This is a genomic window from Planomonospora sp. ID67723, assembly GCF_015711605.1.
In the GTDB taxonomy this organism is placed as follows: Bacteria; Actinomycetota; Actinomycetes; order Streptosporangiales; family Streptosporangiaceae; genus Planomonospora_A.
In genome coordinates, this window is sequence record NZ_JABTEZ010000002.1 from 307,455 (window position 1) to 331,677 (window position 24,223).

At 72.7% G+C, this 24,223-nt stretch carries 17 protein-coding genes; 4 read left to right on the plus strand and 13 right to left on the minus strand.

The features are described 5' to 3' along the window. Nucleotides 1–213 precede the first annotated feature (213 nt). Nucleotides 214–2,565 (minus strand): putative bifunctional diguanylate cyclase/phosphodiesterase, encoded by a 2,352-nt coding sequence (locus HS041_RS14075; RefSeq protein WP_196441135.1) that lies wholly within the window; start codon nt 2,563–2,565, stop codon nt 214–216. Between the two features lie 403 nt (nt 2,566–2,968). Here HS041_RS14075 and HS041_RS14080 point away from each other — a divergent pair, with 403 nt between their 5' ends. Next, on the plus strand, nt 2,969–3,892 hold the full coding sequence (locus HS041_RS14080) for an SPFH domain-containing protein (protein WP_196441136.1): 924 nt from the start codon (nt 2,969–2,971) through the stop codon (nt 3,890–3,892). A 62-nt stretch (nt 3,893–3,954) separates the two neighbouring features. On the opposite strand, the gene HS041_RS14085 is transcribed toward HS041_RS14080, so the two are convergent. The 5 genes from HS041_RS14085 to aceB form a co-directional block, all read right to left on the minus strand. Then, nucleotides 3,955–4,722 carry an IclR family transcriptional regulator gene (locus HS041_RS14085; protein WP_196441137.1) on the minus strand — a complete coding sequence of 256 codons (768 nt, stop codon included), beginning with the start codon at nt 4,720–4,722 and terminating at the stop codon, nt 3,955–3,957. 209 nt (nt 4,723–4,931) lie between these two features. Beyond that, nucleotides 4,932–6,182 carry a (Fe-S)-binding protein gene (locus tag HS041_RS14090; protein ID WP_196441138.1) on the minus strand — a complete coding sequence of 417 codons (1,251 nt, stop codon included), beginning with the start codon at nt 6,180–6,182 and terminating at the stop codon, nt 4,932–4,934. A 1-nt stretch (nt 6,183) separates the two neighbouring features. Continuing rightward, the gene (locus tag HS041_RS14095; protein WP_196441139.1) at nt 6,184–7,443 is read right to left on the minus strand and encodes an FAD-binding oxidoreductase; all 1,260 of its coding nucleotides are present in this window, start codon (nt 7,441–7,443) and stop codon (nt 6,184–6,186) included. Next, nucleotides 7,443–8,897, minus strand: a complete 1,455-nt coding sequence (locus tag HS041_RS14100; RefSeq protein ID WP_196441140.1) for an FAD-linked oxidase C-terminal domain-containing protein — start codon at nt 8,895–8,897, stop codon at nt 7,443–7,445. Before HS041_RS14100 ends, HS041_RS14095 begins: the two co-directional genes overlap by 1 nt. Before the next feature lie 164 nt (nt 8,898–9,061). After that, complete coding sequence (aceB, locus tag HS041_RS14105) at nt 9,062–10,648, minus strand: malate synthase A (RefSeq protein ID WP_196441141.1); 1,587 nt, start codon at nt 10,646–10,648, stop codon at nt 9,062–9,064. Nucleotides 10,649–10,888: 240 nt separating this feature from the next. Between aceB and HS041_RS14110 the strand changes: the two genes are divergently transcribed. Continuing rightward, nucleotides 10,889–11,584, plus strand: a complete 696-nt coding sequence (locus HS041_RS14110) for a DUF4097 family beta strand repeat-containing protein (RefSeq protein ID WP_196441142.1) — start codon at nt 10,889–10,891, stop codon at nt 11,582–11,584. A gap of 111 nt (nt 11,585–11,695) precedes the next feature. Here HS041_RS14110 and HS041_RS14115 read toward each other — a convergent pair whose 3' ends face one another. Next, entirely contained in the window at nt 11,696–13,072 is a 1,377-nt protein-coding gene (locus HS041_RS14115; RefSeq protein WP_307845289.1) for an FAD-binding oxidoreductase, read from the minus strand. A 90-nt stretch (nt 13,073–13,162) separates the two neighbouring features. On the opposite strand from HS041_RS14115, the gene HS041_RS14120 reads away from it, so the two are divergent. Next, nucleotides 13,163–16,555: an ATP-binding protein gene (locus HS041_RS14120; protein WP_196441143.1), complete on the plus strand. Its 3,393-nt coding sequence runs from the start codon at nt 13,163–13,165 to the stop codon at nt 16,553–16,555. Nucleotides 16,556–16,676: 121 nt separating this feature from the next. Continuing rightward, complete coding sequence (gene hflX, locus HS041_RS14125; protein WP_196442485.1) at nt 16,677–18,098, plus strand: GTPase HflX; 1,422 nt, start codon at nt 16,677–16,679, stop codon at nt 18,096–18,098. Nucleotides 18,099–18,169: 71 nt separating this feature from the next. On the opposite strand, the gene HS041_RS14130 is transcribed toward hflX, so the two are convergent. The 6 genes from HS041_RS14130 to HS041_RS14155 are packed head-to-tail and all read right to left on the minus strand — an operon-like array spanning nt 18,170 to nt 24,084. Continuing rightward, on the minus strand, nt 18,170–19,756 hold the full coding sequence (locus HS041_RS14130) for a SpoIIE family protein phosphatase (RefSeq protein WP_307845290.1): 1,587 nt from the start codon (nt 19,754–19,756) through the stop codon (nt 18,170–18,172). Next, nucleotides 19,749–21,443, minus strand: a complete 1,695-nt coding sequence (locus tag HS041_RS14135; protein WP_196441145.1) for an ATP-binding response regulator — start codon at nt 21,441–21,443, stop codon at nt 19,749–19,751. Before HS041_RS14135 ends, HS041_RS14130 begins: the two co-directional genes overlap by 8 nt. Then, on the minus strand, nt 21,440–22,471 hold the full coding sequence (locus tag HS041_RS14140) for an ATP-binding protein (RefSeq protein WP_196441146.1): 1,032 nt from the start codon (nt 22,469–22,471) through the stop codon (nt 21,440–21,442). The genes HS041_RS14135 and HS041_RS14140 overlap by 4 nt, the downstream gene beginning before the upstream one ends. Nucleotides 22,472–22,487: 16 nt before the next feature. After that, nucleotides 22,488–22,889 (minus strand): anti-sigma regulatory factor, encoded by a 402-nt coding sequence (locus HS041_RS14145; protein WP_196441147.1) that lies wholly within the window; start codon nt 22,887–22,889, stop codon nt 22,488–22,490. Then, nucleotides 22,886–23,266: an STAS domain-containing protein gene (locus HS041_RS14150; protein WP_196441148.1), complete on the minus strand. Its 381-nt coding sequence runs from the start codon at nt 23,264–23,266 to the stop codon at nt 22,886–22,888. The genes HS041_RS14145 and HS041_RS14150 overlap by 4 nt, the downstream gene beginning before the upstream one ends. After that, a complete protein-coding gene (locus HS041_RS14155) occupies nt 23,266–24,084 on the minus strand; it encodes an STAS domain-containing protein (RefSeq protein ID WP_307845291.1) in 819 nt (272 codons plus the stop codon). Before HS041_RS14155 ends, HS041_RS14150 begins: the two co-directional genes overlap by 1 nt. Nucleotides 24,085–24,223 lie beyond the last annotated feature (139 nt).

A 24,223-nucleotide genomic window follows, 5' to 3' on the forward strand; every position in this document is an offset into this window, starting at 1 on the left:
CGGCGACTGGGGCCCGTTCGGCGTTCGGATCTCCAGGCGGGCCGGAGACTCCGGATCGGCGAGACGGTGCCTCGCAGGCGGAGCTCCGGTCCGACGGCTCTGCGGGGTCCCGCCGAAGCGAAGGACCGGTCCCCGCCGCTCCCCGATCCGGGTGACGCGGAGCCCGGATCGCGCTCGGTGCACGGGGGCCGCCGCGGCAGACGGGGCGGCCGGTCAGGCGGCGTGCCGCCACGGGGTGACCCGGAGCAGGTCGTCGACCTCCCTCGGGGAGATGGGCGGGGAGAACAGGTAGCCCTGCGCCAGCGGGCAGCCCATCTGCTGCAGCACGCCCGCCTGCTCGCGCGACTCGACGCCCTCGACGACGGTGGCCAGGTCCAGGCTTGCCGCCAGCTCCACGATCGCCTTGGTGAAGGCGCGGGCCTGGCGGTGGTCGGTGTTGGTGAGCGGGGCGGTGAACGAGCGGTCGATCTTGAGGATGTCGACCGGCAGGGTGCGCAGGTACGACAGCGACGAGTAACCGGTGCCGAAGTCGTCCAGGGCGATGCGCACGCCGTGGGTGCGCAGGTCGGCCAGGACCTCCACGATGCGCTGGGTCTCGGCCGGGCTGGTGGCCAGCAGCATGCTCTCGGTCACCTCCAGGGTCAGCGCGTTGCGCGGCAGCTGCGAGCGGACCAGGACCTCCAGGACCGTGTCCCGGAAGGTGCGCTCGCGCAGCTGGCGGCCCGAGACGTTGACGGTCACGGCGATGCCGTAGCGCTCGTGCCAGCGGCGCGCGTCGGCGCAGGCCCGCTCCAGTGCCCACCGGCCGATCTCGACGATCAATCCGGTGTCCTCGGCGACGGGGACGAACACGTCCGGCGGGACGGGGCGGCCCCCGGCCGGGGTCCAGCGCAGCAGCGCCTCGACCGCGTAGATGGCGCCCGAGGCCAGGTCGACGACGGGCTGGTAGGCCAGACTGAACTCGTTCCGGGCCAGGGCCTGGCGCAGATCGGCGGCGATCTCGGCGTGGTGCAGGCGCTCGGCGCGCAGGGTGTAGTCGAAGACCGCGATCTGGTTCTTGCCGGCGGCCTTGGCCGCGTACAGGGCCAGGTCCGCATCGCGCAGCGCGTCACTGGCGGTGGTCAGGGAGGCCTCGGCCAGGACGCCGATGCTGGTGGTCACATACAGCTCGCGGCCGTCGAGGGTGTAGGGAACCCGTATCGCGGCCAGCACCCGCTCGGCTGCGGCCGTGGCGGTGCCCGGGCCGGCGCCGGGCAGCAGGATGGCGAACTCGTCGCCGCCGAGCCGGGCAAGCACCTGCCCGTCGGCGGTCAGGTCGCGCAGGCGGCGGGCCACGACGGTCAGCAGCTCGTCGCCGACGGGGTGGCCGTAGGTGTCGTTGACGTCCTTGAATCCGTCCAGGTCCAGCAGCAGCAGCGCAGGTGCGGGAGTGTCGGGGTGCGCGGCGTGGTCGGCGATGGCGCCCTGCAGGGCCTCGCCCAGCAGGATGCGGTTGCCCAGCCCGGTCAACGGGTCGTGGGAGGCGCGGTGGGACAGGCTGCGCTGGAGGACGTCCTGCTGGTGCAGGGCGTCGCGCAGGTCGGCGGCCTGGGTCTCGGCGATCCCGGCCACCACGCTCAGCCGCAGCACCAGCAGGACGGCCAGGAGCAGGGTCAGCACCGCCACCACCAGGTCACTGTGCGAGGAGACGTCGCTCTGCCGCCACCCGCCCAGGATGGAGACCGCCGGGCTGAGCAGCGCCAACGCCAGGAAGATCAAGACGCGGTTCCGGCCGGAGACGGCCGCGGGCCGGGTCCGGCCGGCGCCGACCATGCTGGGGTGCAGCGCCACGGCCCCGGTCAGCACCGACCAGCCCAGCCAGCCGATCGTGGTGAGGGGGCCGGCCGGGCGGCCGGCGACCTGGTCGAGCAGGTAAGCGCCGTCGGCGACGAACAGGGCGAGGTAGGAGACGCTCAGCAGGCGCAGCCACGGGGCGCGGCCGCTGTCGAGGATCATGCGGGTGATGACGCCGAAGGCGAACAGGTCGATGACCGGCGGGGCCAGCGCGAAGACGAACGCGGTGCTCAGGCGGCCGCTGTGGTCGATCGCCGGGGCGATGAGGAAGGTCCACAGCGGCATGGCCACCCCGACGCTGATGATGCCGCCGTCCAGCAGGCCCGCCAAGCGGGAGCCGTTGGTCTGCACGCTCAACGAGATCAACGCGGTCAGCGACAGGCCGTAGGCGGTAAGGGTGCCGACCCGGTACAGCTCCAACAGCTCGGAATTGCCCAGCCACACGCCGCCGACGCCCCAGCCCAGCGTGGTGGCCGCCCAGGCCACCACGACGGCGAGGCGCATCAGCCGCCACGGTCGCGACCGTGCCAGGCCGTGCCGGCGGGTGCCGGCGAAGACGGCCAGCGCCGAGGCGCCCTGCCCCAACCCCCAGCACAGCACCTCCACCCTCGGCAGCCGTTCGGTGACGACCGAGGCGATCGCCGTCAGCACGCTTCCCAGCAGCAGGAAGCCCAGCCAGGCACGGGGATGAATGGCCTGGCGGCGGGCCACCTCAGGTGAAGACGGGTTCATCAGGTTTCTCCTAGCCGTACGTCCCGGCAGCCGATCGGCCCCTAGGGGGTGGCCTTCGGTCGGCAGGTGGCGGCCGCCGCCGCCAGACAAGAGGGAGCACACATGAGACCGTCCGTTTCTTCCATGGACTCCGGTCCCCTCCAATCGGACGACGACCCGGGCAGATGAGGAAACCCGTCGAACCGGTGACCCGGCGGATTCCGGACAGCGGGCCTCGGGCGTCCGGTACGCCGCTCGGCCGGGCCGTTCCCCGGGAGGGCTGATCGGCAGGGTCCGCCTGTCCGCCGACCGGGGACCGGGCCGCAGAGCGGGCGTGACGGAACCGGGAGCAGCCTGGAGCCGCCCCGAAGCCGCCGGGCGGCTAAGATCCGCCTTCGGTAAAGCGGACGTAAAGGGAGTGGCGATGAGCGCACAGAAGGCCGGCGGCAGGCGGTTGCTGAGATGGTTCCTGCTGGCCCTCGGCGCGGTGGTGGTGCTGGGCTTCCTGCTCAGCGGATGCACCCGGGTGAGCACACAGCCCGACGAGGTCGTCCTGCACTACGCGGGCGGGACCTTCGAGGCCATCAAGTTCGAGAAGTGCATCAACCCCTCCAGCGGAGCCACGCTGCTCGGGCCCGGCGACACCGGATACTCCTACCCGTTCGGCCAGCGGACCTTCGACTTCTCCGGAGCCGACGGCGCCGAGTCCAAACCGCTCAGCGTCGTCAGCAAGGACAACGTCGAGATGCTGGTCTCGGGGGTGGCGACCTTCACGCTGAACACCGACTGCAAGACGCTCCAGCAGTTCCACGAGAAGATCGGGCTGAAGTTCCGCTCCTACTTCGACGACGGTGAATCCGAGGGGTGGAGGCGGATGCTCGGCACCTACATGCGGATCCCGCTGGACCGGGCCCTGGACGCGGCCTCCCAGGAGTTCGAGTGGCGCGGGCTGTTCAACGACCCGAAGGTGAAGCAGGCCTGGGAGGCGAGGGTCGGCACGCTGGCGCGGGAGTTCATCAAGGAGACGGCCGGGGCCGACTACTTCTGCAGTCAGAACTACGCCGGCAGCGGTGACTGCGGCGACATCTCGCTCACGATCCAGAAGCCGGAACCGCCCGACGCCCTGGTCGACGCCCTGGCCGCAGAGCAGGCCGCGAAGGCCGAGAACGTCGCGCAGGCCCAGCGCAACGCCAAGGTCCGCACCGAGATCGAGTCCATCAAGGACCTGGTGAGGGTTCTCGGCCCGGACGGTGCCGTGCTCTGGCAGGCCATCCAGAAGGGCCAGGTCACGGTGGTGCCGGTTCCCCAGGGCAGCGACCTCAACATCACCCCGCCGAACCGGCAGTGACCTTCACCGGTCCGCTCCCGGGGAGCCGCCGATCCGCTCCGTCCCCGTGGTCACCGGCTTGATCACCCTCTGCCGGAAGCGGGGCTGAGACCACCGCCGAGTTCGGAGCCGAAGTCCCGGGCGATCTTCCGCATGCCCGCGGCGAGCTCCTCCCGGTCGAGGGCGTCGATGCGCTCGGCCGGGCCGGAGACCGACATGGCGGCGACCGTCCGCGCGCCGTCGTGCACCCCGACGGCCAGGCAGTGCACGCCGAGCTCCTCCTCGCCCAGGTCCAGTGCGTACCCCCGGTCCCGCACCCGTCCCAGCTCGGCGAGCATGCCGGGCAGGTCGGTGATCGTGTTGGCGGTCCGCCGGGGCATCCCCGTCCGTTCGACGAGCGAGGCCACCTCGGCGTCCGGCCGGTCGGCCAGCAGGACCTTGCCGACGGCCGTGCTGTGCGGCAGCACCCTCCTGCCGACCTCGGCGAACATGCGCAGCCGCCGGGGCGATGGGATCTGCGCGACGTAGACGATGAAGTCGCCCTCCAGCACCGCCATGTTCGCCGTCTCGCCGGACAGCTCCACCATCCGCTTCAGGTACGGCTGCGCCCACACGCCGACCATGCGCTCGGCCACCCCGCCGAGCCGCACCAGCGCCCCGCCCAGCGCGTAGCGCCGGTCGGACTCCTGGCGCACGTACCCCCGGTCGAGCAGCGTGCGCAGCAGTCGGTGGATCGTCCCGTACGGCAGGCCGGTCGCGCCGGCCAGCTCCGAGATCCCGGCTTCGCCGCCGTGACCGGCCAGCGCCTCCAGCAGGTCGAGGGCCCGGTCGACGGACTGCACCGTGCCCATGGCGCTCGCTCTGCTCGCGCGGTCCGGGCGCCCGGGTACCGGTGGCCGCGCTCTTCGCTCGTCCGCTCGTTCCTCGCTCCCTCGCTCATCGGTTGGCTCACCGGGGCGCCCTTCCGTGCCCATGGCGCTCGCTCTGCTCGCGCGGTCCGGGGGGCCTGCCGCGTTCGCGGCCGTCGCTCCGTTCACGTGCTTCTCCGGGGGAGTGGTGCTCATGCGACCTTCTCCAGGCCGCGCAGGGAGGCGTCGAGGACCTGGGCGGTGTGCGCCACGGGGATGGGGGCCGCGCCGGACCGGCGGATCGCCGAGGTGATCTGCATGGTGCATCCGGGGTTGGCCGAGACCAGCAGGTCGGCGCGGGTGGCGAGGACCCGCCCGGCCTTGCGGTCGCCCAGCTCTCGGGCGGCCTCGGGCTGGAACAGGTTGTACGTCCCGGCGGAGCCGCAGCAGATCGACGATTCGGCGATCTCCCTCAGCTCCAGGCCGGGAATGGCGGCCAGCAGCTCACGCGGCTGGGAGCGCACCCCCTGGGCGTGCGCCAGGTGGCAGGCGTCGTGGTAGGCGACCGCGAGCGGGAGCGGGTGGCGCCTGGCCGCCGGCCCGAGCTCGGCGAGGTACTCCGCCAGGTCCACGGCCCGGATCGCCCGGGCCCGACCGGCCCACTCTCCGTCGCCGATCCCCTCGAAGATCTCCGCGTACTCCTTCATGGTCGAACCGCATCCGGCCGCATTGACCACGATCGTGTCCACGCCGGCACGCTCGAAGACCGCGACCGTCCGCCGGGCGAACCGCACGGCCTGCTCGGGGCGGCCGGAGTGCAGCGGCAGCGCTCCGCAGCAGCCCTGCGCGGGCGGGATCACCACCTCGCAGCCCTCCATCGCGAGCACCCGGGCGGTGGCCGCGTTGACCTGCGGGAAGAATTCGCCCTGCACGCACCCGGTGAGCATGCCGACCGTGGCCCTGCGCCGGCCGACCGCCTCGACGCGGCGCGGCAGCCGTACCCGGGAGGGCCGCTCGGGCGCGAGATCGGCCATCGCCGCCAGGGACGGGTTGACCCGTTCGAGCCCGGGCGCGATCCTGCGCCGCAGCCCCGCGCTGAGCCGCAGCGGCAGGCGCATCGCGCGCAGCCGCCGCGGGTAGGGGAAGAGCTGGAAGACCAGCTCGCGCAGGGCCCGGTCGGAGGGTTCCCGGACGTGTTCGCGCTCCACCTCGGCACGCGTCTGCTCGATCAGCTTGTCGTAGCGCACCCCGGAGGGGCAGGCCGTCACGCACGCCATACAGCCCAGGCAGGCGTCGAAGTGCCCGGCCATCTCGTCCGTCAGGGGAGTGCCCTCGACGTGCTGCTTCATCAGGTGGATCCGGCCGCGCGGGGAGTCCATCTCCTCGCCCCACAGAACGTAGGTCGGGCAGGTGGGCAGGCAGAACCCGCAGTGCACGCAGTCGTCGATCAGCTCGGGGTCCACCTCAGATGCCTCCCGCCAGTCTGCCGGGGGACATCCTCCGGCCGGGGTCGAACCGTTCCTTGACCCGCCGCATCAGCGGCAGCGCTCCCACCGGACCCCAGCGGTCGGCGAGCCGGGCGAGCTCCGGGGGCGCGGCGAGCACGGTGAGCCTGCCGCCGAACGGGGCGACGTCGCCGCGCAGGCCCGAGACGAACGCCGCGAACTCCGGTCCGCCGATGTCCACGGCCGGCGCGATCTGCAGGACCGCCGAGGCCAGCGCGCCCCGCACCCGGGCGGGCAGCCCGCGCGCGGCGACCGCCGACAGCGCGCCGTCCACGCCCGAGGGCGGGACCCTCAGCTCCAGCAGCACCTCGCCGGGGGGCGCCCCCCACCATCCGGGAGCCTTCCCGCCGCCGTCGCCTCCCAGCACGGCCCGTACGGCGTGTGCCCGGTCCTCCACCGCCGCGCCTTCGACCAGCGCGGAGACCGTGAACCTCGGGGAGGGCGCGAGCCAGTCCAGCTCGACCGCGCTCGGCTCGGCCTGCGAGGCCGCGAGTGCGGCGGCGACCGCTCCCGGGTCCGCCGGAAGGTCCGCGGTGATCCAGCGGCGGGCCGGGGAGACCGGGTGCAGGCGGAACACGGCCTCGGTGATGATCCCGAGCGTGCCGTAGGAGCCGGTGAACAGCTTGCCGAGGTCGTAGCCGGCGACGTTCTTGACGACCTTCCCCCCGGAGCGGGCGATCGTGCCGTCGGCGAGCACGACCGTGATGCCGATCAGCAGGTCGCGGGCGGTGCCGTAGCGGAGCCTGCGGGGGCCTGCGGCGGCGGTGGCGAGGGTGCCGCCGACGGTGGAACCGGGCACCGGGACGTCGAGGGCGAGCTCCTGGCCCTCGGCGGCGAGGGCTTCGGCCAGGGCGTCCATGGTCACACCCGCCTGCGCCCGCACCACCAGGTCGCCGGAGGCGTGCTCCGGGATCGCGTTCAGGCAGCAGGTGTCGACCAGCAGGTCGCAGCGGTCGGGCGGGGCGCCCCAGTGCAGCCTGGTGCCGCCGCCGGCCGGGACCACGGCGAGATCGTGGGAGGCCGAGACGCGCATCAGCGCCGCGACCTCCTCGGTGCTCTCCGGCAGCGCCACCCAGCTCGGCATCACTCCGGCCACGGCGTCGTCCGGATCCGCCTCGCGGACCGTCACGCCGGTCCCGCGCAGCGCCTCGCCGGCGGCCCGGTGCGCGCCGGTTCCGTACGGTGCGTCCCGCGGACCGGTGTTCTGCGGCGTGCTCATCAGAACTGCTCCGCCCGCCCGGACTCCACCAGCGGGTGCACGCCCTTGCGCACGCCCGGGACCTCGCCGCAGAGACGGGGGGTGGGGAAGATCTTGCCCGGGTTGGACAGGCCGCGGGAGTCGAAGGCGCAGCGGACCAGTTGCATGGTGTCCAGATCGTCGTCGGTGAACATTTTCGGCATGTATCGGGACTTGTCTACACCAACACCATGTTCTCCGGTGATGGAGCCGCCGTGCTCGATGCACAGGTCGAGGATCCGGCCGGAGACCAGCTCGGCACGCTCGCCCGCGCCCGGCTCGGCGTCGTCGAACAGAACCAGCGGGTGGAGGTTCCCGTCCCCGGCGTGGAAGACGTTGGCCACCCGGATCCCGTGCTCGGCGGAGAGCCGGTCGATGCTCGCCAGCACCTCCGGCAGCGCGGTCCGGGGGACCACGCCGTCCTGCACGATGTAGGCGGGGCTGATCCGGCCGACCGCCGCGAACGCCGACTTGCGCCCCTTCCAGATCGCGGCCCGCTCCTCGGGCCCGGCGGCGGTCCGCAGCTCGAACGCGCCGCTGTCCAGGCAGACCCGCTCCACCTCGGCGAACTGGTGCGCCACCTCCGCGGCCGGGCCGTCCAGCTCCACGATGAGCACCGCCCCCGCGCCGCGCGGGTAGGCGCAGGCGACCGCGGCCTCGGCCGCCTCGATCGCCAGGGCGTCCATCATCTCGATCGCGGCTGGGACGACGCCGCCGCCGATGATCGCCGAGACGGCCTGCCCGCCCTGCTCGATGTCCTTGAACGCCGCCAGCAGCGTCGTCACGGCCTGGGGCGCCCGCGAGAGCCGTACGGTGACCTTGGTGGTGATGCCGAGCGTGCCCTCCGAGCCGACGAACGCGCCCAGCAGGTCGTAGCCGGGATCGTCGGCGTCGAGCGTGACGATCTCTCCGTCGGGGGTGACGATCTCCAGGGCGAGCACGTGGTTGACCGTGAAGCCGTACTTCAGGCAGTGCGCGCCGCCGGAGTTCTCCGCGACGTTCCCGCCGATCGTGCAGACCTGCTGGCTGGACGGGTCGGGTGCGTAGTAGTAGCCGTGCTCGCGGACCGCCTCGGTGATCGCCAGGTTGGTCACCCCCGGCTCCACCACGGCCCGCCGGTTCGCCAGGTCGACCGCCAGGATCCGCCGCATCTTCGAGGTCACCACCAGCACCCCGTCGGTGCGCGGCAGCGCGCCGCCCGACAGCCCGGTCCCCGCGCCGCGCGCCACGAACGGCACGCCGTACTCGCCGCATAGCCTCACGACGGCGGCGATCTGCTCGGCGCTCTCCGGCAGCACGACGACGCCGGGCACCGCCCGGTGGTGGGTCAGGCCGTCGCACTCGTAGGTGCGCAGCCGTACCGGATCAGTGATCACCGCCCCCGGCGGCAGCGCCTCCTCCAGCCGCCGGGCCAGCTCATCGAGCGTCTCCGTCACCGCTGCACCTCCTTCGCCCGCCCCTCAGCTTGGGGGACGGAGCGGAACCCGTCCAACAGGCCGTCGGGCGGGTGCCGGAACACGGCGGAGCCGGACGGCGGCCTGCCCGGCCGCGAAGTCCCGGGGATCGTCCTGGCGGCAGGACGATCCCCGGGACTTCCGCGTCACGGCATGCGGGCATAGGCGGGCAGGGTGAGGAACTCGGCGAAGTCGTCGTCCAGGGCGACCTCCTTGAACAGGGAGGTGGCCTGGGAGTAGAGGGCCTCGTCGTAGCCGGGCTCGGCCTTGATCTTGGCGAGCTCCTCGTCGATGATCTGCTCGACGAGCTCCTTGGTGACCGCCGCCCCGGTGTCGGCCAGCTCGATGCCGTTGTGGATCCACTGCCAGATCTGGGAGCGGGAGATCTCGGCGGTGGCGGCGTCCTCCATCAGATTGTGGATCGCCACCGCGCCCAGCCCGCCCATCCAGGCGGCGAGGTAGCGCAGCGCCACGTCCACGTTGTTGCGCAGGCCGGCCTCGGTGATGTCGCCGGGGGTCTCGGAGACCGCGAGCAGGTCGGCGGCCGAGACCGAGACGTCCTCGCGGAGCCGGTCGAGCTGGTTGGGCTTGCCGCCGAGCACGCCGTCGAAGACCTCGCGGCAGATCGGGACCAGGTCGGGGTGGGCCACCCACGAGCCGTCGAAGCCGTCGCCGGACTCGCGGGTCTTGTCCGCACGGACCTTCTCCAGCGCGATCTTGTTGACCTCGGGGTCGCGGCGGGAGGGGATGAAGGCGGCCATGCCGCCGATGGCGTGGGCGCCGCGCTTGTGGCAGGTGCGCACCAGCAGCTCGGTGTAGGCGCGCATGAACGGGGCGGTCATGGTCACCGCGTTGCGCTCGGGGAGCAGGAACTCCTTGCCCCGGGTGCGGAACTTCTTGATCACGCTGAACAGGTAGTCCCAGCGGCCCGCGTTGAGGCCGGCGGAGTGCTCGCGCAGCTCGTAGAGGATCTCCTCCATCTCGAACGCGGCCGGGTAGGTCTCGATCAGCACGGTCGCGCGGATCGTGCCCTGCGGGATGCCGAGCAGGTCCTGGGCCCGGACGAAGACGTCGTTCCAGAGGCGGGCCTCCAGGTGCGACTCCATCTTCGGCAGGTAGAAGTAGGGGCCCTTGCCCTTGGCGATCTGCCGGGCGGCGCAGTGGAAGAAGTAGAGGCCGAAGTCGACCAGGGAGCCGGACACCGGGGCTCCGTCGAGGAGCAGGTGCTTCTCCTCCAGGTGCCAGCCGCGCGGGCGGACCACGACGGTGGCCAGCTCCTCGTCGGGCTTGAGCGCGTAGCTCTTGCCGCCGGTTTCGAAGTCGATGGTCCGGTCCAGCGCGTCCCGCAGGTTGAGCTGGCCGCTGATGGTGTTCTCCCAGGTGGGGGAGTTGGCGTCCTCGAAGTCGGCCAGCCAGACCTTGGCCCCGGAGTTGAGGGCGTTGATCGTCATCTTCCGGTCGACCGGGCCGGTGATCTCCACGCGGCGGTCCACCAGGCCGGGCGCGGGCGCGGCGACCTTCCACTCGGACGTGCGCACGTGCTCGGTCTCGGGAAGGAAGCCGAGGACGCCGCCGGCCGACAGCTCCGCCTGCCGCACCTGCCGGGCCTGGAGCAGCTCGAGGCGCCGGGCGCCGAACTCCCGCTGGAGGGTGGCCACGAAGGTCAGCGCCTCCGGCGTGAGGATCTCGTCGAACCGGTCCTGGGGGGTGCCGGTGATCTCAACGCCGTCCATGGGCTTCCTTTCCATGTTTTCCACATGATGGAAAATGTCTTCTGAATTGTGGAATAGACGCTACTGGACGGTCACTTGCCGGTCAAAAGCCGGGGGTCCCTCAGGGCCGCTTCGGGGGCTTCCCGGATGGGGGGCGGCGGGCCGGTGGGCCACAGTGGAGTCACATCCCCCCTCGGAGGGATGCGGTAACGGGTCGTGAGAGGGAAGCGGGAAGCTTCCCGGAAGTCGAGGATTGGGCTCATGAAGAAGAAGATGCTTGCCGCGGGGGCGTTCGTGGGCTCGGTCCTGGTGCTCTCCGGGTGTCAGTTCGACGGCTTCGGCCTGGCCGAGCAGGCCGTCTCCTCCTATGACGTGCCGGAGAAGGTGCTGCGGCTCACCGTGGACTCCGGGTCCGGGGACATCGTGGTGAACGAGTCCGACCGGACGGGGATCAAGGTCACCGAGACGATCCACTGGAACAAGGAGAAGCCGAAGACCGAGCACGTCGTGACCGGTGACACCCTGGCGCTGAAGTACACGTGTCCGGGCGGGTTCGGCTCGGTGACCTGCAGCGTCGACTACAAGATCGAGATCCCGAAGGGGGTGGCGGTCAAGGCGGACACCGGCTCAGGCGACATCATCCTGCGCTCGCTCAGCGGGGAGGCGGACGTCGACACCGGCGCCGGTGACGTCGACGCCACCGGTCTGGGCGGCAAGCGGTTCCTCGCCGACACGGGGGCGGGGGACGTCGAGGCGAAGTTCACCACGGCGCCGGACGAGGTCCAGATCGAGACCGGCGCGGGCGACGCCACGGTACGGCTGCCGCGCGAGACCTACCGGGTGACGGCCGAGAGCGGCGCCGGAGACGAGACCGTCGAGGTCACCAACCAGACCTCCGCATCCCGCACCGTCCGGGTCGAGACCGGCGCCGGAGACGCGAAGGTCCTGCCCTCCTGAGGTCCGCCCGCCGCGCAGGACCGGCGGCCCTCCACCGCGGAGGGCCGCCGGTCCTGCGCCGTCACGAGCCCCGTCGAGGCCGCGCTTCCGCCGTGACCCGCCGGTCACGGCTCAGGCGTCGAGCACCGGATAGTTGCTGCGCAGCACGCCCAGCGGGTCCCTGCGGCGCTTGACGTCCCGCAGCCGGGCCAGCACGTCGCCGGGGAAGGCGTTGGCGGCCTTCTCTCCGGCGCCGAGGTTGGTGAAGGGCTTGCGCCCGCTGGTGTACGGCACCAGCGCCGAGGAGACCGCTCGCTGCCGTTCCCCGATCGCCGCTCCGCTCTCGGGAGTGAACGGCACGCCCAGCAGGCCGAGCAGGTACTCCTCCTCGAAGTGCCCGCAGGCGCCGCCTCCGGCGGCGGGCCGGGCCAGCGCCCCGCCCAGGTGGCGCAACTGCGCCACGGCCAGCGGGGCCACCGTGCCGGAACCCGCGACCTCGTCCAGGACCGCCGCGGCCACCGTCTCGTCGAACCGGGTCAGCAGCTCGCCCCGGAACATGCCGGGTCCCGGGTCGGTCGGCTCGGCGCAGATGCCGCCCAGCCCGGCCACGGGCAGCGGTCCCCGCGTGTCGGCGACCCGGCCGCCGATCTTCTCGAACCGGTGCAGCAGCGCCCGCCCCTCCTCGGGGTCTCCGAGGTAGGTGACGTCCGCGACCACCGCCGACAGCCCGCGCAGCGGCTCCGGCACGTGGGGCAGGGGCGGGAACCGGATGAGCGAGAACCACACCGTCAGCTCCTCCGGAGCCTCGGCGGTGGTCTCGCGGAACGCGGCCATGACCTCGTCGGCGCGGTCGGCGGGCCACACGGTCCGCCCGCCGTACAGATGGGGCGCCGGATACAGGGCGAACTCCATTCCGGTGACCACCGCGAAGTCCCCGCCGCCGCCGCGCAGCGCCCAGAACAGCTCGGGGTCGGAGTCCGCGTCCACCCGGGCCCGCGCTCCGTCGGCGGTCACCACGTCGAGGGAGCGCACGCTGTCGGCCGCGAAGCCGTACTTCCTGCCGAACCAGCTCACCCCGCCGCCGAGGGTGTAACCGACCACGCTCGGCGCGGGCGAACTGCCCGCGAGGCCGAGGAGCCCGTGACCGCTCGCCTCGGTGAGCACCTCTCCCCAGGAGACACCCGCGCCCACCCGGGCCAGCCGCTCGTCCGGCCGTACCCGGAGCCCGCGCAGCCGGCCGGTCCGCAGCAGGATCGTGCCCTCGGTGTCCCCGCTCGCGCCGTGGCCGCTGGGCTGGGTGCTGACCCCCAGCCCGGAGAGCCCGGCGTAGCCGACCACGGCGGCCACGTCGTCGGCGTCCTCGGCTTCCACCACGGCCAGCACGCGCTGCTCGACGGCCAGGTTCCACGGCGTCCGGGCCGTCTCGAACCCCTCGTCCCCGGGGACGAGAACCCGCCCGCGTACCGTCCGGCGCAGCTCGCTGCCTATATTCATGCTGTCCCTGCTCACGTTTTCCTCCCCGTGTCTTCGTTGGCACCGATACTGGCCGAGGCCGTTTGCGGAGGGTTTGAGGTTGGTTTGGCCGCGACTTGGGGTGAGATGGAGATCCGGCTGTTCGGCCCGGTGGAGGTCGTGGACGCCGAGGGGCGGGCGGTCGGGCTCGGCACCCGCAAGCAGCGGGCGGTCCTGGCGATGCTGGCCCTCGAACCCGGCCGGGTGGTCTCGCTCGACCGGCTGATCGACGAGCTGTGGGCGGGTGAGGCGCCCTCCGGCGCGACGGGGACCCTCCAGGCGTACATCTCCCACCTCCGCAGGGCGCTGGAGCCCGGTCGGCCGCCCCGTACCCCGTCCCGCGTCCTTCTCACCCGCGAGCCCGGCTACCTGCTCGCGGTCGCCCCGGGACAGGTGGATCTGTTCCGCTTCGGCGCCTGGGTGGAGGAGGGGCGCCGCGCCCTGGTCCGCAAGGAGTACGGCCAGGCGCTGCAGATCCTGGAGCGCGCCGTGACCGCCTGGCGGGGCGACCCGCTGGTGGAGTTCGCCGACCAGGAGTTCGCCGCCCCCACCCTGGCCAGGCTCGCCGAGCTGCGCGTCACGGCCGAGGAGGACAGATTCGAGACGCGGCTCGCCCTGGGCGAGAGCGGGACGTGCGTCGCCGACCTGGAACGGCTCGTCGAGGCGCACCCCTACCGGGAGCGGCTCCGGGGACTGCTCGCGCTGGCGCTCTACCGGTCCGGCAGGCAGGCCGACGCGCTGGCCGCCCTGCGCCGGGCCCGCGAACTGCTCGCCGCGGAACTCGGCCTCGACCCCGGCCCGGAGCTGCGCCGCCTGGAGCAGGCGGTGCTCGGGCAGGATCCCGGCCTGGACGATCCTGCGCCCTCCTTCGCGCAGGCCGGACCGGTCGCCGTGCAGGCCGTTCCCGCACCTGCGGGCCGTACGGCCGCGCCCGTCCCCGCGTGGCCCGGCGCGGACGCGGCGGAGGAGCGGCTCGTCGGCAGGGACCGGCAGTTCGCGCGGATCGGCGCGCTGGTGGCCGAGGTCCGCCGGGGCCGGGGCGGGGTGCTGCTCATCGAGGGGGAGGCGGGCATCGGCAAGACCCGGCTCGCCCAGGCCGCGGCCGCCGAGGCGGCGGCCCGAGGGATGACCGTGCTGTGGGGCAGGTGCGTCGACACCGCCACGGCTCCGCCGTTCTGGCCGTGGGTGCAGGCGCTGCGGGGGGCGGGGCCGGAGGCCGGGGAGACCGTCCGCATGCTCGCTGGCGATTCCGCGAAATGTCCGGATATGCAGTTGTTCGAGCTGTACCAGCGGGTCCTGAGCGCCCTGACCTCGGCCGGACCGCTGCTGGTCGTCCTCGACGACCTCCACTGGGCCGACGCCGCCTCCCTCCGGCTGCTCGCCTTCGCCGCGGGGGAACTGGAGCGGCGCCCCGTGCTCGTCGCGGCCACGCTCCGCCGCGAGCCCGGCGAGCACCCCGAGCAGCTCCGCGACACTCTCGGCGCGCTGGCCAGGGAGCGGCACACCGAGCGGATGGCCGTGGGCCCGTTCACCGGTGACGACGTGGCCTCCTACCTGCGGATGCGGCGGATCGACCCGGGTCTGGCGGCCGCGCTCCACGAGCGCAGCGGCGGCAACCCCTTCTACCTGGGGGAACTGCTCCGCCTGCTGGGGAGCGAGAGCGGTCTCGCCGCGCGGCCGCCCGGGACCTCCTCCACCGGGACCGCCGAGGCGCCCTCCGCCGGGGGAGGGCTGTCCACCGCCGTCCCCTCCGGGGTCCGCGACGTCGTCGGCCGCCGGGTCGCCCGGCTCCCCGATGAGAGCCAGGACCTGCTGCGGGTCGCGGCGGTCGCCGGGCGCGACGTCGCCGTGGACCTGCTCGCCTCGGCCACCGCGGCCCCCGAGGAGCGGGTGATGTCCCTGCTGGAGCCGGCGGTGGCCACCGGCCTGCTGGTCGAGGACGGTGAGGACTACCGCTTCTCCCACGCGCTGGTGCGCGACACCCTCTACGCCGCGCTCGGCCGCGTGGAGGCGGCCCGGCTGCACCTGCGGATCGGGGAGGCGCTGGAGAGCCTCCCCGCCCACGACGAGTCCCGCCGGGCCGCCGATCTCGCCCACCACTTCGGCCGGGCGATCCGGGTCGGCGGCCGGGCCAAGGCGGTGGAGCACGCCTCGAACGCCGCCAGGAAGGCCGCCGCCCAGCTCGCCCACGACGAGGCGGTGGGCCTGTGGGAGCTGGCCATGGCCGCGTTGCCCGCCGGGGACGCCTCCGCCCGGTGCGCGGTGCTGACCGCCCTCGGGCAGGCCCGCCGTACCGTGGGCGACGCCGACGGCGCCCGGCGCGACCTGGAACAGGCCGTGGAGCTCGCCCGCCGGTCGGGGGACCGCGAGGCCCTGATCGCCGCGATCGGCGTCTTCGGCGGGCAGAGCGTCTGGAACTGGAGGCCCTACGGCGTCGTTGACGAGCGCATGGTCGCCGTGCTGGAGGAGCTGCTGGCCGGGCCGCTGCAGGAGCGCCAGCGCGCCGCGCTGCTCGGCACCCTCGGCGTCGAGCTGTTCTACGGCCCGCGCCGGGCCGAGGGCGAGCGCCTCGCGCTGGAGGGCGTCGGGCTCGCCCGCCGGATCGGCGACCCGCTCCTGACCGCCACGACGCTCAACAACTACTACATCGCCGCCTGGACGATCGGCCGGGAGGCCGAGCGGCGCGCCGCCGCCGAGGAGATCCTCGCCCTGCCCGTCCTGCCCCGGGCCACCGAGCTGATCGCCCGCGTGCTGCGGATGGCCCCGCTGCTGCGCGCGGGGGAGTTCGCCGAATGGGACCGCGACCTGGCTCGCTGCGAGCGCCTGCTGGAGGAAACCGGCCGGCCGGAGCTGGAGGCGATGGTCCGCATCGCCGAGACCGCCCGCCGCACCCTCGACGGGGACTGGGCGGCCGCGGAGGCGCTGGCCGCCAGGTTCGGTGCTCTGCTGGACGGCTCCAGCCTGTGGGGCCAGGACTTCCCCCGGCTGGTCGCCCTGTTCACCTGCATGCGCGGGCAGGGCAGGCTCTCCGAGATCCTCGGAGAGCTGGTCACCCGGGCCGGGGATCAGGAGATGGTCCCGCTCCGGCCGGTCGCCGTGCTGGCCGCGCTGGAGTGCGGCGACGAGGGGCTGGCCCGGGAGCTGATCGGGCGCTGGGGCACCGAGATCCGCGACGACTGGGCGGCCGACCTCCTGCTGCCGGTCTGGGGCCTGGTCGCCGCCCGGCTCGGTGTCCCCGACCCGGGGGAGCTGTACGACCGGCTGCTGCCGTACGCCGACGACCTGGTGGTCAGCGGGATGGGGACCTCCGGGTGGGGCGCGCACCATCTGATCCTCGCCGAGCTGGCCCACCGGCTGGGCCGTGCGGACCGCGCGCTCGGCCACGCCCGGCGGGCGGTGGAGATCCACCGGAGGCTGGGCCTGGCCCACTGGGAACGGCGCAGCGCCGGCCTGGTGTCTTCGCTCACGGCGGACGAATAACCGGATGAGGGAACGGGTGCCCGCGTGGCACGATCGTGGGGAAGATACCCGGGGTGTCCAGGCGTTCTTATAGACGATGACGCCTGTGAACCGAACCTATGAACGGAGCAACGACATAGACATCCGTGAGCCGCTGGACTTTGACCAGTTCGACGACCTGCCCGAGCTCGGCGAGCTGGAGCTGGCCGAGCGCCAGGCACTGCGCCGGGTGGTGGGGCTCTCCACGGAGCTCGAGGACGTCACCGAGGTCGAATACCGCCAGCTGAGGCTTGAGCGGGTCGTCCTCGTCGGCGTCTGGACCTCCGGCACGGTGACCGACGCCGAGAACTCCCTGCTGGAGCTCAAGCTCCTGGCGGAGACGGCGGGCTCGCAGGTGCTGGAAGGACTGATCCAGCGCCGGCAGAAGCCCGACACCGCGACCTACATCGGCTCCGGCAAGGCGCAGGAGCTGGCGGACATCGTCTCGGCCACCGGCGCCGACACCGTGGTCTGCGACGGCGAGCTGAGCCCCGGCCAGCTGCGCCAGCTCGAGGAGGTCGTCAAGGTCAAGGTCATCGACCGGACCATGCTGATCCTCGACATCTTCGCCCAGCACGCCAAGAGCCGCGAGGGCAAGGCCCAGGTCGAGCTGGCCCAGCTCAACTACCTGCTGCCGCGCCTGCGAGGCTGGGGTGGCAACCTCTCGCGCCAGGTCGGCGGTCGGGCCGCGGGCGGCGTCGGCATCGGCGGTCGCGGTCCCGGTGAGACCAAGATCGAGCTGGACCGCCGCCGGATCCGCGAGCGGATGGCCAAGCTGCGCCGCCAGATCGCGGACATGACGGTGGCGCGCGAGACCAAGCGCGCGCGGCGCCTGGCACGCGAGGTTCCGGCCGTGGTCATCGCCGGTTACACCAACGCCGGCAAGTCCTCGCTGCTGAACCGGCTGACCGGAGCGGGGGTGCTGGTGGAGGACGCGCTGTTCGCCACTCTGGACCCGACGGTCCGCAAGGCCTACACGCCCGAGGGGCGCCTGTTCACGCTGGCCGACACCGTCGGGTTCGTCCGGCACCTGCCGCACCAGCTCGTCGAGGCGTTCCGCTCCACGCTGGAGGAGGTCGGCGACGCCGACCTGATCCTGCACGTGGTCGACGGCTCGCACCCCGACCCGGAGTCGCAGCTCGCCGCCGTGCGGGAGGTCTTCTCCGACATCGAGGGCGCCCGCGACATCCCGGAGATCGTGGTCATCAACAAGGCCGACGCCGCCGACCCGGTGGTGCTGGCCCAGCTGACCGCGCGGGAGAAGCACACGGTCGTCGTCTCGGCCCGCACCGGCGCCGGGATCGACGGGCTGCGGGCCGTGATCGAGCGCGAGCTGCCGCGCTTCGACCAGGAGGTCAGGATGCTGGTGCCGTACCAGCGCGGTGACCTGATCTCCCGCGCGCACAAGGAGGGCGAGGTCCTCGGCGTCGAGCACACCGGGGACGGCACGATCCTGCACGCCAGGGTCCTGCCCAGCCTGTTCGCCGAGCTGGAGAGGACCGCCAAGCCGGTCGAGACGGTCTGACCGAGGGCCGGGCCGGACGCCCGTTCCCTCCCGTCACGTCCTGAGGGCGGCCGACGTCACGTCGGCCGCCCTCAGCCGTTTCCGGAGCGGCGGAAGGCCACGAGGGCCACATCGTCCTCGCGGGCGCCGAAACGGGCGAGGAGGCGGTCGCAGAAGGGCTCCAGATCCTCCCCGACGGACTCCGCCAGCCCCCGGGCGACCTCCAGGCTCTCGTCCAGCCGCTTGTCGCGGTCCTCGATGAGTCCGTCGGTGAACATCAGCACCGTGCTCCGCTCGGGGAGCGTCAGCCGGTCGACGCGGTAGGACGTCTCGCTCACGCCCAGCAGAAGGTTTCCCAGCTCGTGGTAGCGGGCCCGGCCGCGCGCGTCGATGATGATCGGCGGGATGTGGCCGGCGTTGGCGAGCTCGGCCCGCCCGCTCGCCGGATCGAGGAGGATCAGGCACACGGTGGCGGTCATGCCGGGGTGGTAGCACCGCAGCACCTCGTTGAGCAGCGCCATGGACGCACCGAGGTCCACCGTGCCGAGGAGCGAGGCGCGCAGGGCGTGCCGGAGCTCGGCCATCACGGTGGCGGCGTGCAGGGAGTGCCCCTGCACGTCGCCGATGCCGATGAGCACCCGCTCGCCCAGCGGGAGGACCTCGTAGAAGTCGCCGCCGACCTCGATGTTGTCCGCGGCCGGCTGGTAGCGCCAGCTGATCTCCACTCCCGGGATCTCGGGGATCCGCGCGGGAAGGAGGCTGCGCTGCAGGGTGAGCGCGATCGCGTGCTCCTCGGTGTAGGCCGCCAGGGAGTCCACCGCGAGGGCGAGGGCCTGGCCCAGCTGGCGCAGGAGGCTGAGCTCGTCCGTGCCGACGGGCGGGTCCGCCTCCACTCCCAGGCAGACGGCGGGCCGGCCGGCCTTGGTCCGGCAGAGCACCACGGAGACGCCCTCCCCGGCGTCCGAGTCGGGGACCAGCCCCAGCCAGTCGGCGGCCGAGACCGTGGCCGTCTCGGTTCCCGCGGCGCTTCCCAGCACCATCGCGCTCAGCCTGGTGAGGGAGTCGGCGGTGCCGTTCCTGATGGTGGCCGCGTGGGCCGGAGGGCCGGCCGTGTACCTGCGGATCCGGTTGTCCGGCGGGAGCGCCAGCGCACCGGCCAGCCGGCCGAGGATGCGCGAGGTGCCCTCGACGGCCGTGGCCAGGAGCATGTCGAACGTCTCGGCCGCGTTCATCGCCAGGGTGACCTCGTTGAGGGCCGCCAGCCGCGTGGCCATCCGCTCGGCCCGCTGCCGCGCGCGGTAGTAGCGCAGCGTGGCCTCGACCGTCGCGGTGAACTCGTCCGGCTCGACCGGCTCCGTCAGGTAGGCGTCCGCGCCGCGTTCGAGGCCGTGGGCCCGGTCGGCGGGAGTGATCGCCGCTCCGGATATCTGGACGACCGGGATCGAGGAGGTGAGGGGGTCCGCCTTGATCTGTTCGCACACCTCGTACCCGCTGATGTCGGGCAGCCGGACGTCCAGGACGACCAGGTCCGGATGGAGCTGCTCGACCTTGACCAGCGCCTCCAGGCCGCCCGTCGCCTCCACGACCCGGTGCCCGGCACGCCGCAGCCAGCTCGACAAGATGTAGAGCTTGGTCGGAGTGTCGTCCACGACCAGCACCGTCGCCGCGCCCTCACTCACCGCCGTCCTCCAGCGCATGCCGTACGGCCTCCAGCAGGATCTCCCGGCTCAGGTCGTGTTTGGAGATCACCGCATGTGCCGCCTGCGGGTACTGGTGGGAGGTCACGACCGTGACGACGACCACCGGGATCTCGCGCAGCCGCTCGTCCTCGGCCATCCGCATCAGCAGGGCCGCCCCGTCCATCCGGGGCATCAGCAGGTCCACCAGCGCGAGGTCCGGGGGATCGTCCGCCATCAGCTCCAGCGCGGCCAGCCCGTCGGGGGCCTCGTCGACGTGGGCGGCGAAACCGGTGAGCATGCGGCGTACGGTGGCGCGGAACTCCTCGTCGTCGTCGGCGATGAGCATGCGGCGCACCACCGGGGGGCCGTCGTGGCGCCGCGGCAGCCGCAGGACCGCCGTGGTGCCTCCGGGCGTGGTCCTCCCCGCCGCCACGCTGGACAGCCGGAGCGTGCCGCCCATCGCCTCGGCCAGCCGGCGGGCGTACGGCAGACCGAGCCCGGTTCCCTTGGCCCGTACCTGGATCGGCCCCGGCACCTGGTAGAACTCCTCGAAGACGCGCTCCAGATGCTCGGGGGGGATGCCGATCCCGGTGTCGGTCACGGTGAAGACCATCTCCCGGGTCGCGATGTCGGGAGCCACCTTCAGCCTGACCTCGCCCTCCTCGGTGAACTTCAGGGCGTTGGAGAGCAGGTTGCGCAGAATCTTGGTGAGCATGACCTCGTCGACGAGCATCTCCGGCGTCGCCTCCGACACCTCGATCGAGAGCGTGACCCGGTCGACCCCCCTGGTGGGCCGGAGCACCATGCCCAGCCGTTCGGTGAGCTCGATCAGGTCCACCACGGACGGCTGCGGGTCCAGCCGCCCCGACTCGGCCTTGGCCATGTCGAGCAGCTCGCTCACCAGCGCCAGGAGGGTCTCCGCGGAGGAGCCGATGAGCTTGACCTGGTGGAGCTGCTCCGGTCCCAGCGGCTCCCCGCCGGGACCGGCCAGGAGGCGGACCAGGCCGATGATCGAGTTCAGCGGGGTGCGCAGCTCGTGGCTGACCGTGGTCCAGAACCTGTTCCTGGCGTCACCGGCCTCCCTGATCTGCCCGGACTTCTCGTCCAGCTCCGCGTAGAGTGCCACGACGCCGCGGTTGGTCTCCTCCAGCTCCGCCGAGAGCTGGTTGTACAGGGCGAGCACGCCCTGGTTGGTCTCCTCCAGCTCGGTGTTGAGCTGCAGGACCTCCTCCAGGGTCTCGGCGAGCTCGCGGTTCTGCCGGCGGAGCTCGTCGAGTGCGGTCGCGGGCGCGAGCGCGGCGATCCTCGCGCGGATGTCCTCTCCGGAAGATCTGGAGCGGCCCGCCGGGAGACGTTTGAGCATGCTTATCCGCCCCCTGGACGGATCGCATTCGATCGCGTCCACGAGGCGTCCCGCCAGCGTCACGCCGTCGGCTCCGCGGAAGCCGGGATCCGGGGGGAAGTCGATGATGACGACCAGGCTGTCCGGGCGGAGCAGGAACGCCGCCGAGGCCGTGAGCCCTCGGGCGAGGACCTCCCGGCCGATCTCGCTCAGCGCCGTGGCCACCCGGATCTGGTCGGAGCCGGCCAGTCCGACCATCTCGGCCACCTCGCGGCCCGCCTTGCGCATGGTGAACACGTCCCGGTCCTCCAGGACGCGCAGGCGGATCAGCTCGTCACCGGTCATACCGGCGGCCTCACCGCCACCACGCAGGCGTCGTCCCTGCGGGTTCCCGCCTCACGCAGCAGCGTGGCGGCCACGACGGAGGGGGAACGCGTGACCAGGCCGGGACAGGAGGCGATGTCCCAGCGCTCGGAGAGCCCGTCGGAGTGGAGGACGAGCATGCCGTGCGCCGGCATGGCGTACTCGTACTGGCGGAACGCGCGGGGGGCCTGGTGCCCGGCGATGCCCGGCGTCGAGATCAGCCCCTGGCGGCCCTCCTCGTGGGCGATCCACGCCGAGACGTTGCCGAGGCCGGCGAAGCTCACCGCGCCGTCCGCGCCCGAGGTCCCGCCGGCCCGCTCGATCCGGGCCACGGCGACCGCGCCACCCCGGGTGCCCGCCAGGGCGCGGTGGATCCGCTCCAGTACGGCGGCCGGCGCGAGGTCGGCGTGGTCCAGGAACACCCGGACGGCCTCTCGCGAGGCCAGGGCCGCGGCGTCCCCGTGGCCGAGCCCGTCGCACACCGTCACGGTGATCGCGGTGCCGGTCTCGACGAGTGCGAACGCGTCGCCGCAGACCGTCTCCTCGCCGATCGGGCGGGTCACCCCGCTCACCCGGAGCGGAGGCCGCGGAGCGCCGGGCGCGGTGAAGCACATGACCAGCACCGTGCCCCGGCCGGGCAGGGAGTAGATTTCGTAACCGTCGGTCATGCGCGCGATGCCGCCCAGGCCGATGCCGAGCGTGCCGGTGGTGGAGTACCCGTCCCGCAGGGCGAGGGAGACGTTGCGCATGCCGGGTCCCCGGTCCAGCGCGACGACCTCGATCGCGGAGGCCGACTCCGGGTGCGGCCGGATCAGCATGACGCCCTCGACGGCGTGTTTGACCAGGTTCGACGCGGCCTCGCTCACCGCGACGGCAACCCGGCCGGCGTCCTTCTCCCCGAACCCGCGCGCCTCGGCGAGCGCGACGGCGGTACGCCGGAGCGAGCCGATCGCGCTCGCGTCCTCGGCTCTGGTCCAGACGTCGCCCTGGGAGCGGATCACCTGGCTCATGCGGCCACCGTGACGGTCATCTGGCCCACTTCGTCACCGTGACCCGTGTCCCCTCCCCGGGAGCCGACCTCAGGTCGAAGTCGTCGACCAGGCGCCGGGAGCCGCTGAGGCCGAGCCCGAGGCCGTTGCCGGTGGTCCACCCGTCGGTGAGAGCCTGATCGACATCGGGGATGCCGGGGCCGTCGTCGTCGAAGGCCAGGCGCAGGCCCATCTTCACGCCGTTGCGCACGATCTCGATCCGGACCCTTCCGCCGCCCGCGTAGACCAGCGCGTTGCGGGCCAGTTCGCTGGCGGCGGTCACGATCTTCGTCTGGTCCACGAGGGAGAGTCCGACCTCCACGGCCGCGGCCCTGACCCGCTGCCGGACCAGGACGATGTCGCTGTTGCCGCCGATGCTCAGTTCACCGGAGGCGGTCATCGCGCGGTCGTGGCGATCTGCGCGCCCCCGAGATGGTTCAGCAGGGCGACGCCCTTCTCGAGGTTGAGCGCGGTCCGCACGCCGCCGAGCGAGAGGCCCAGTTCAACCAGGGTGATCGCGACCGCCGGGCGCATGCCCACGACGATCGTCTCCGCGTCGAGCATGCGGGAGATCGAGGCGATGGTGGCGAGCATGCGGCCGATGAAGGAGTCGACGATCTCCACGGCGGTGATGTCGATGATCACTCCTCGCGCGCCGGTCGCGACCACCGCGTCCGCCAGGTCCTCCTGGAGGGCGAGCACGCCCTGGTCCTGCAGGTCGACCTGGATGGAGACGATGAGGATGTCTCCGAGCTTGAGGACGGGGACCCGGTCCATCACTCCTCCTCGGTCCGTACGGTCACGCGCGTTCTCCGGTTCCCGGCGAGCTCGACGCCGCTCCGGCGCAGTGCGTGGGCGAGGGCGTCGGACAGCGAGGCCTTGGTGACGATGTCGCCGAACTCGATGCCGAGGGTGACGATGGTGTGGGCGATCTGCGGGCGGATGCCGGAGATGACGCACTCCGCGCCCATCAGCCGGGCCGCCATCACGGTCTTGAGCAGATGCTGGGCGACCTGGGTGTCCACCGAGGGCACGCCGGTGATGTCGATCACCGCGTGCTCGGAGCCGGTGTCCACCAGCGCCTGGAGCAGCTTCTCCATGACGACCTGGGTCCTGGCGGAGTCGAGTGTGCCGATCAGCGGCACCGCGACGATGCCCTCCCAGAGCTTGACGACCGGGGTCGAGAGCTCCAGGAGCTGCTCGGCCTGGTCGATTATGATCCTCTCCCTGGCCGTCACGTAGGTCTCGAAGGTGAAGAGGCCGAGGTCGTCGACGGTCTTGGAGAACCAGACGAAGCCCCGCAGCGCCTCGGGGGTCCCGTCGTCCTCGACGACCTCGTAGAGGGCCTCCTTGAGGGCGAACACCGCGCTGGCGGTCTCGGAGGGGGAGAATCCCTGCCTGGCGCGGGAGCGTGACAGCTCGGCCAGCAGTCCGTGCAGGTCGCTGGTGTCCCCGTCGCCGGCGAACGACTGGCGCAGAGCCTGGTAGATCTCGGTGAGCCGGGCGGCCGTGTCGCCCTGGTCCGGCCGGCCGGCCGAGGCGGCGGCGGTTATCTCGAGCCAGCGCTTGAGGACGCGATCTTCATGCTGACGCACGAGCTCTTCGATGCGACGCCGACCGGCGTCGGGACGGACGATCAAGGTCACTCCCATCCGTGCGGCCGTGGTTGGCTCGCCCGAAAGGGTACATGCAATGTCCTGCTTCGGAGGGATCCGTGAGGCTTGTAACCCGTGG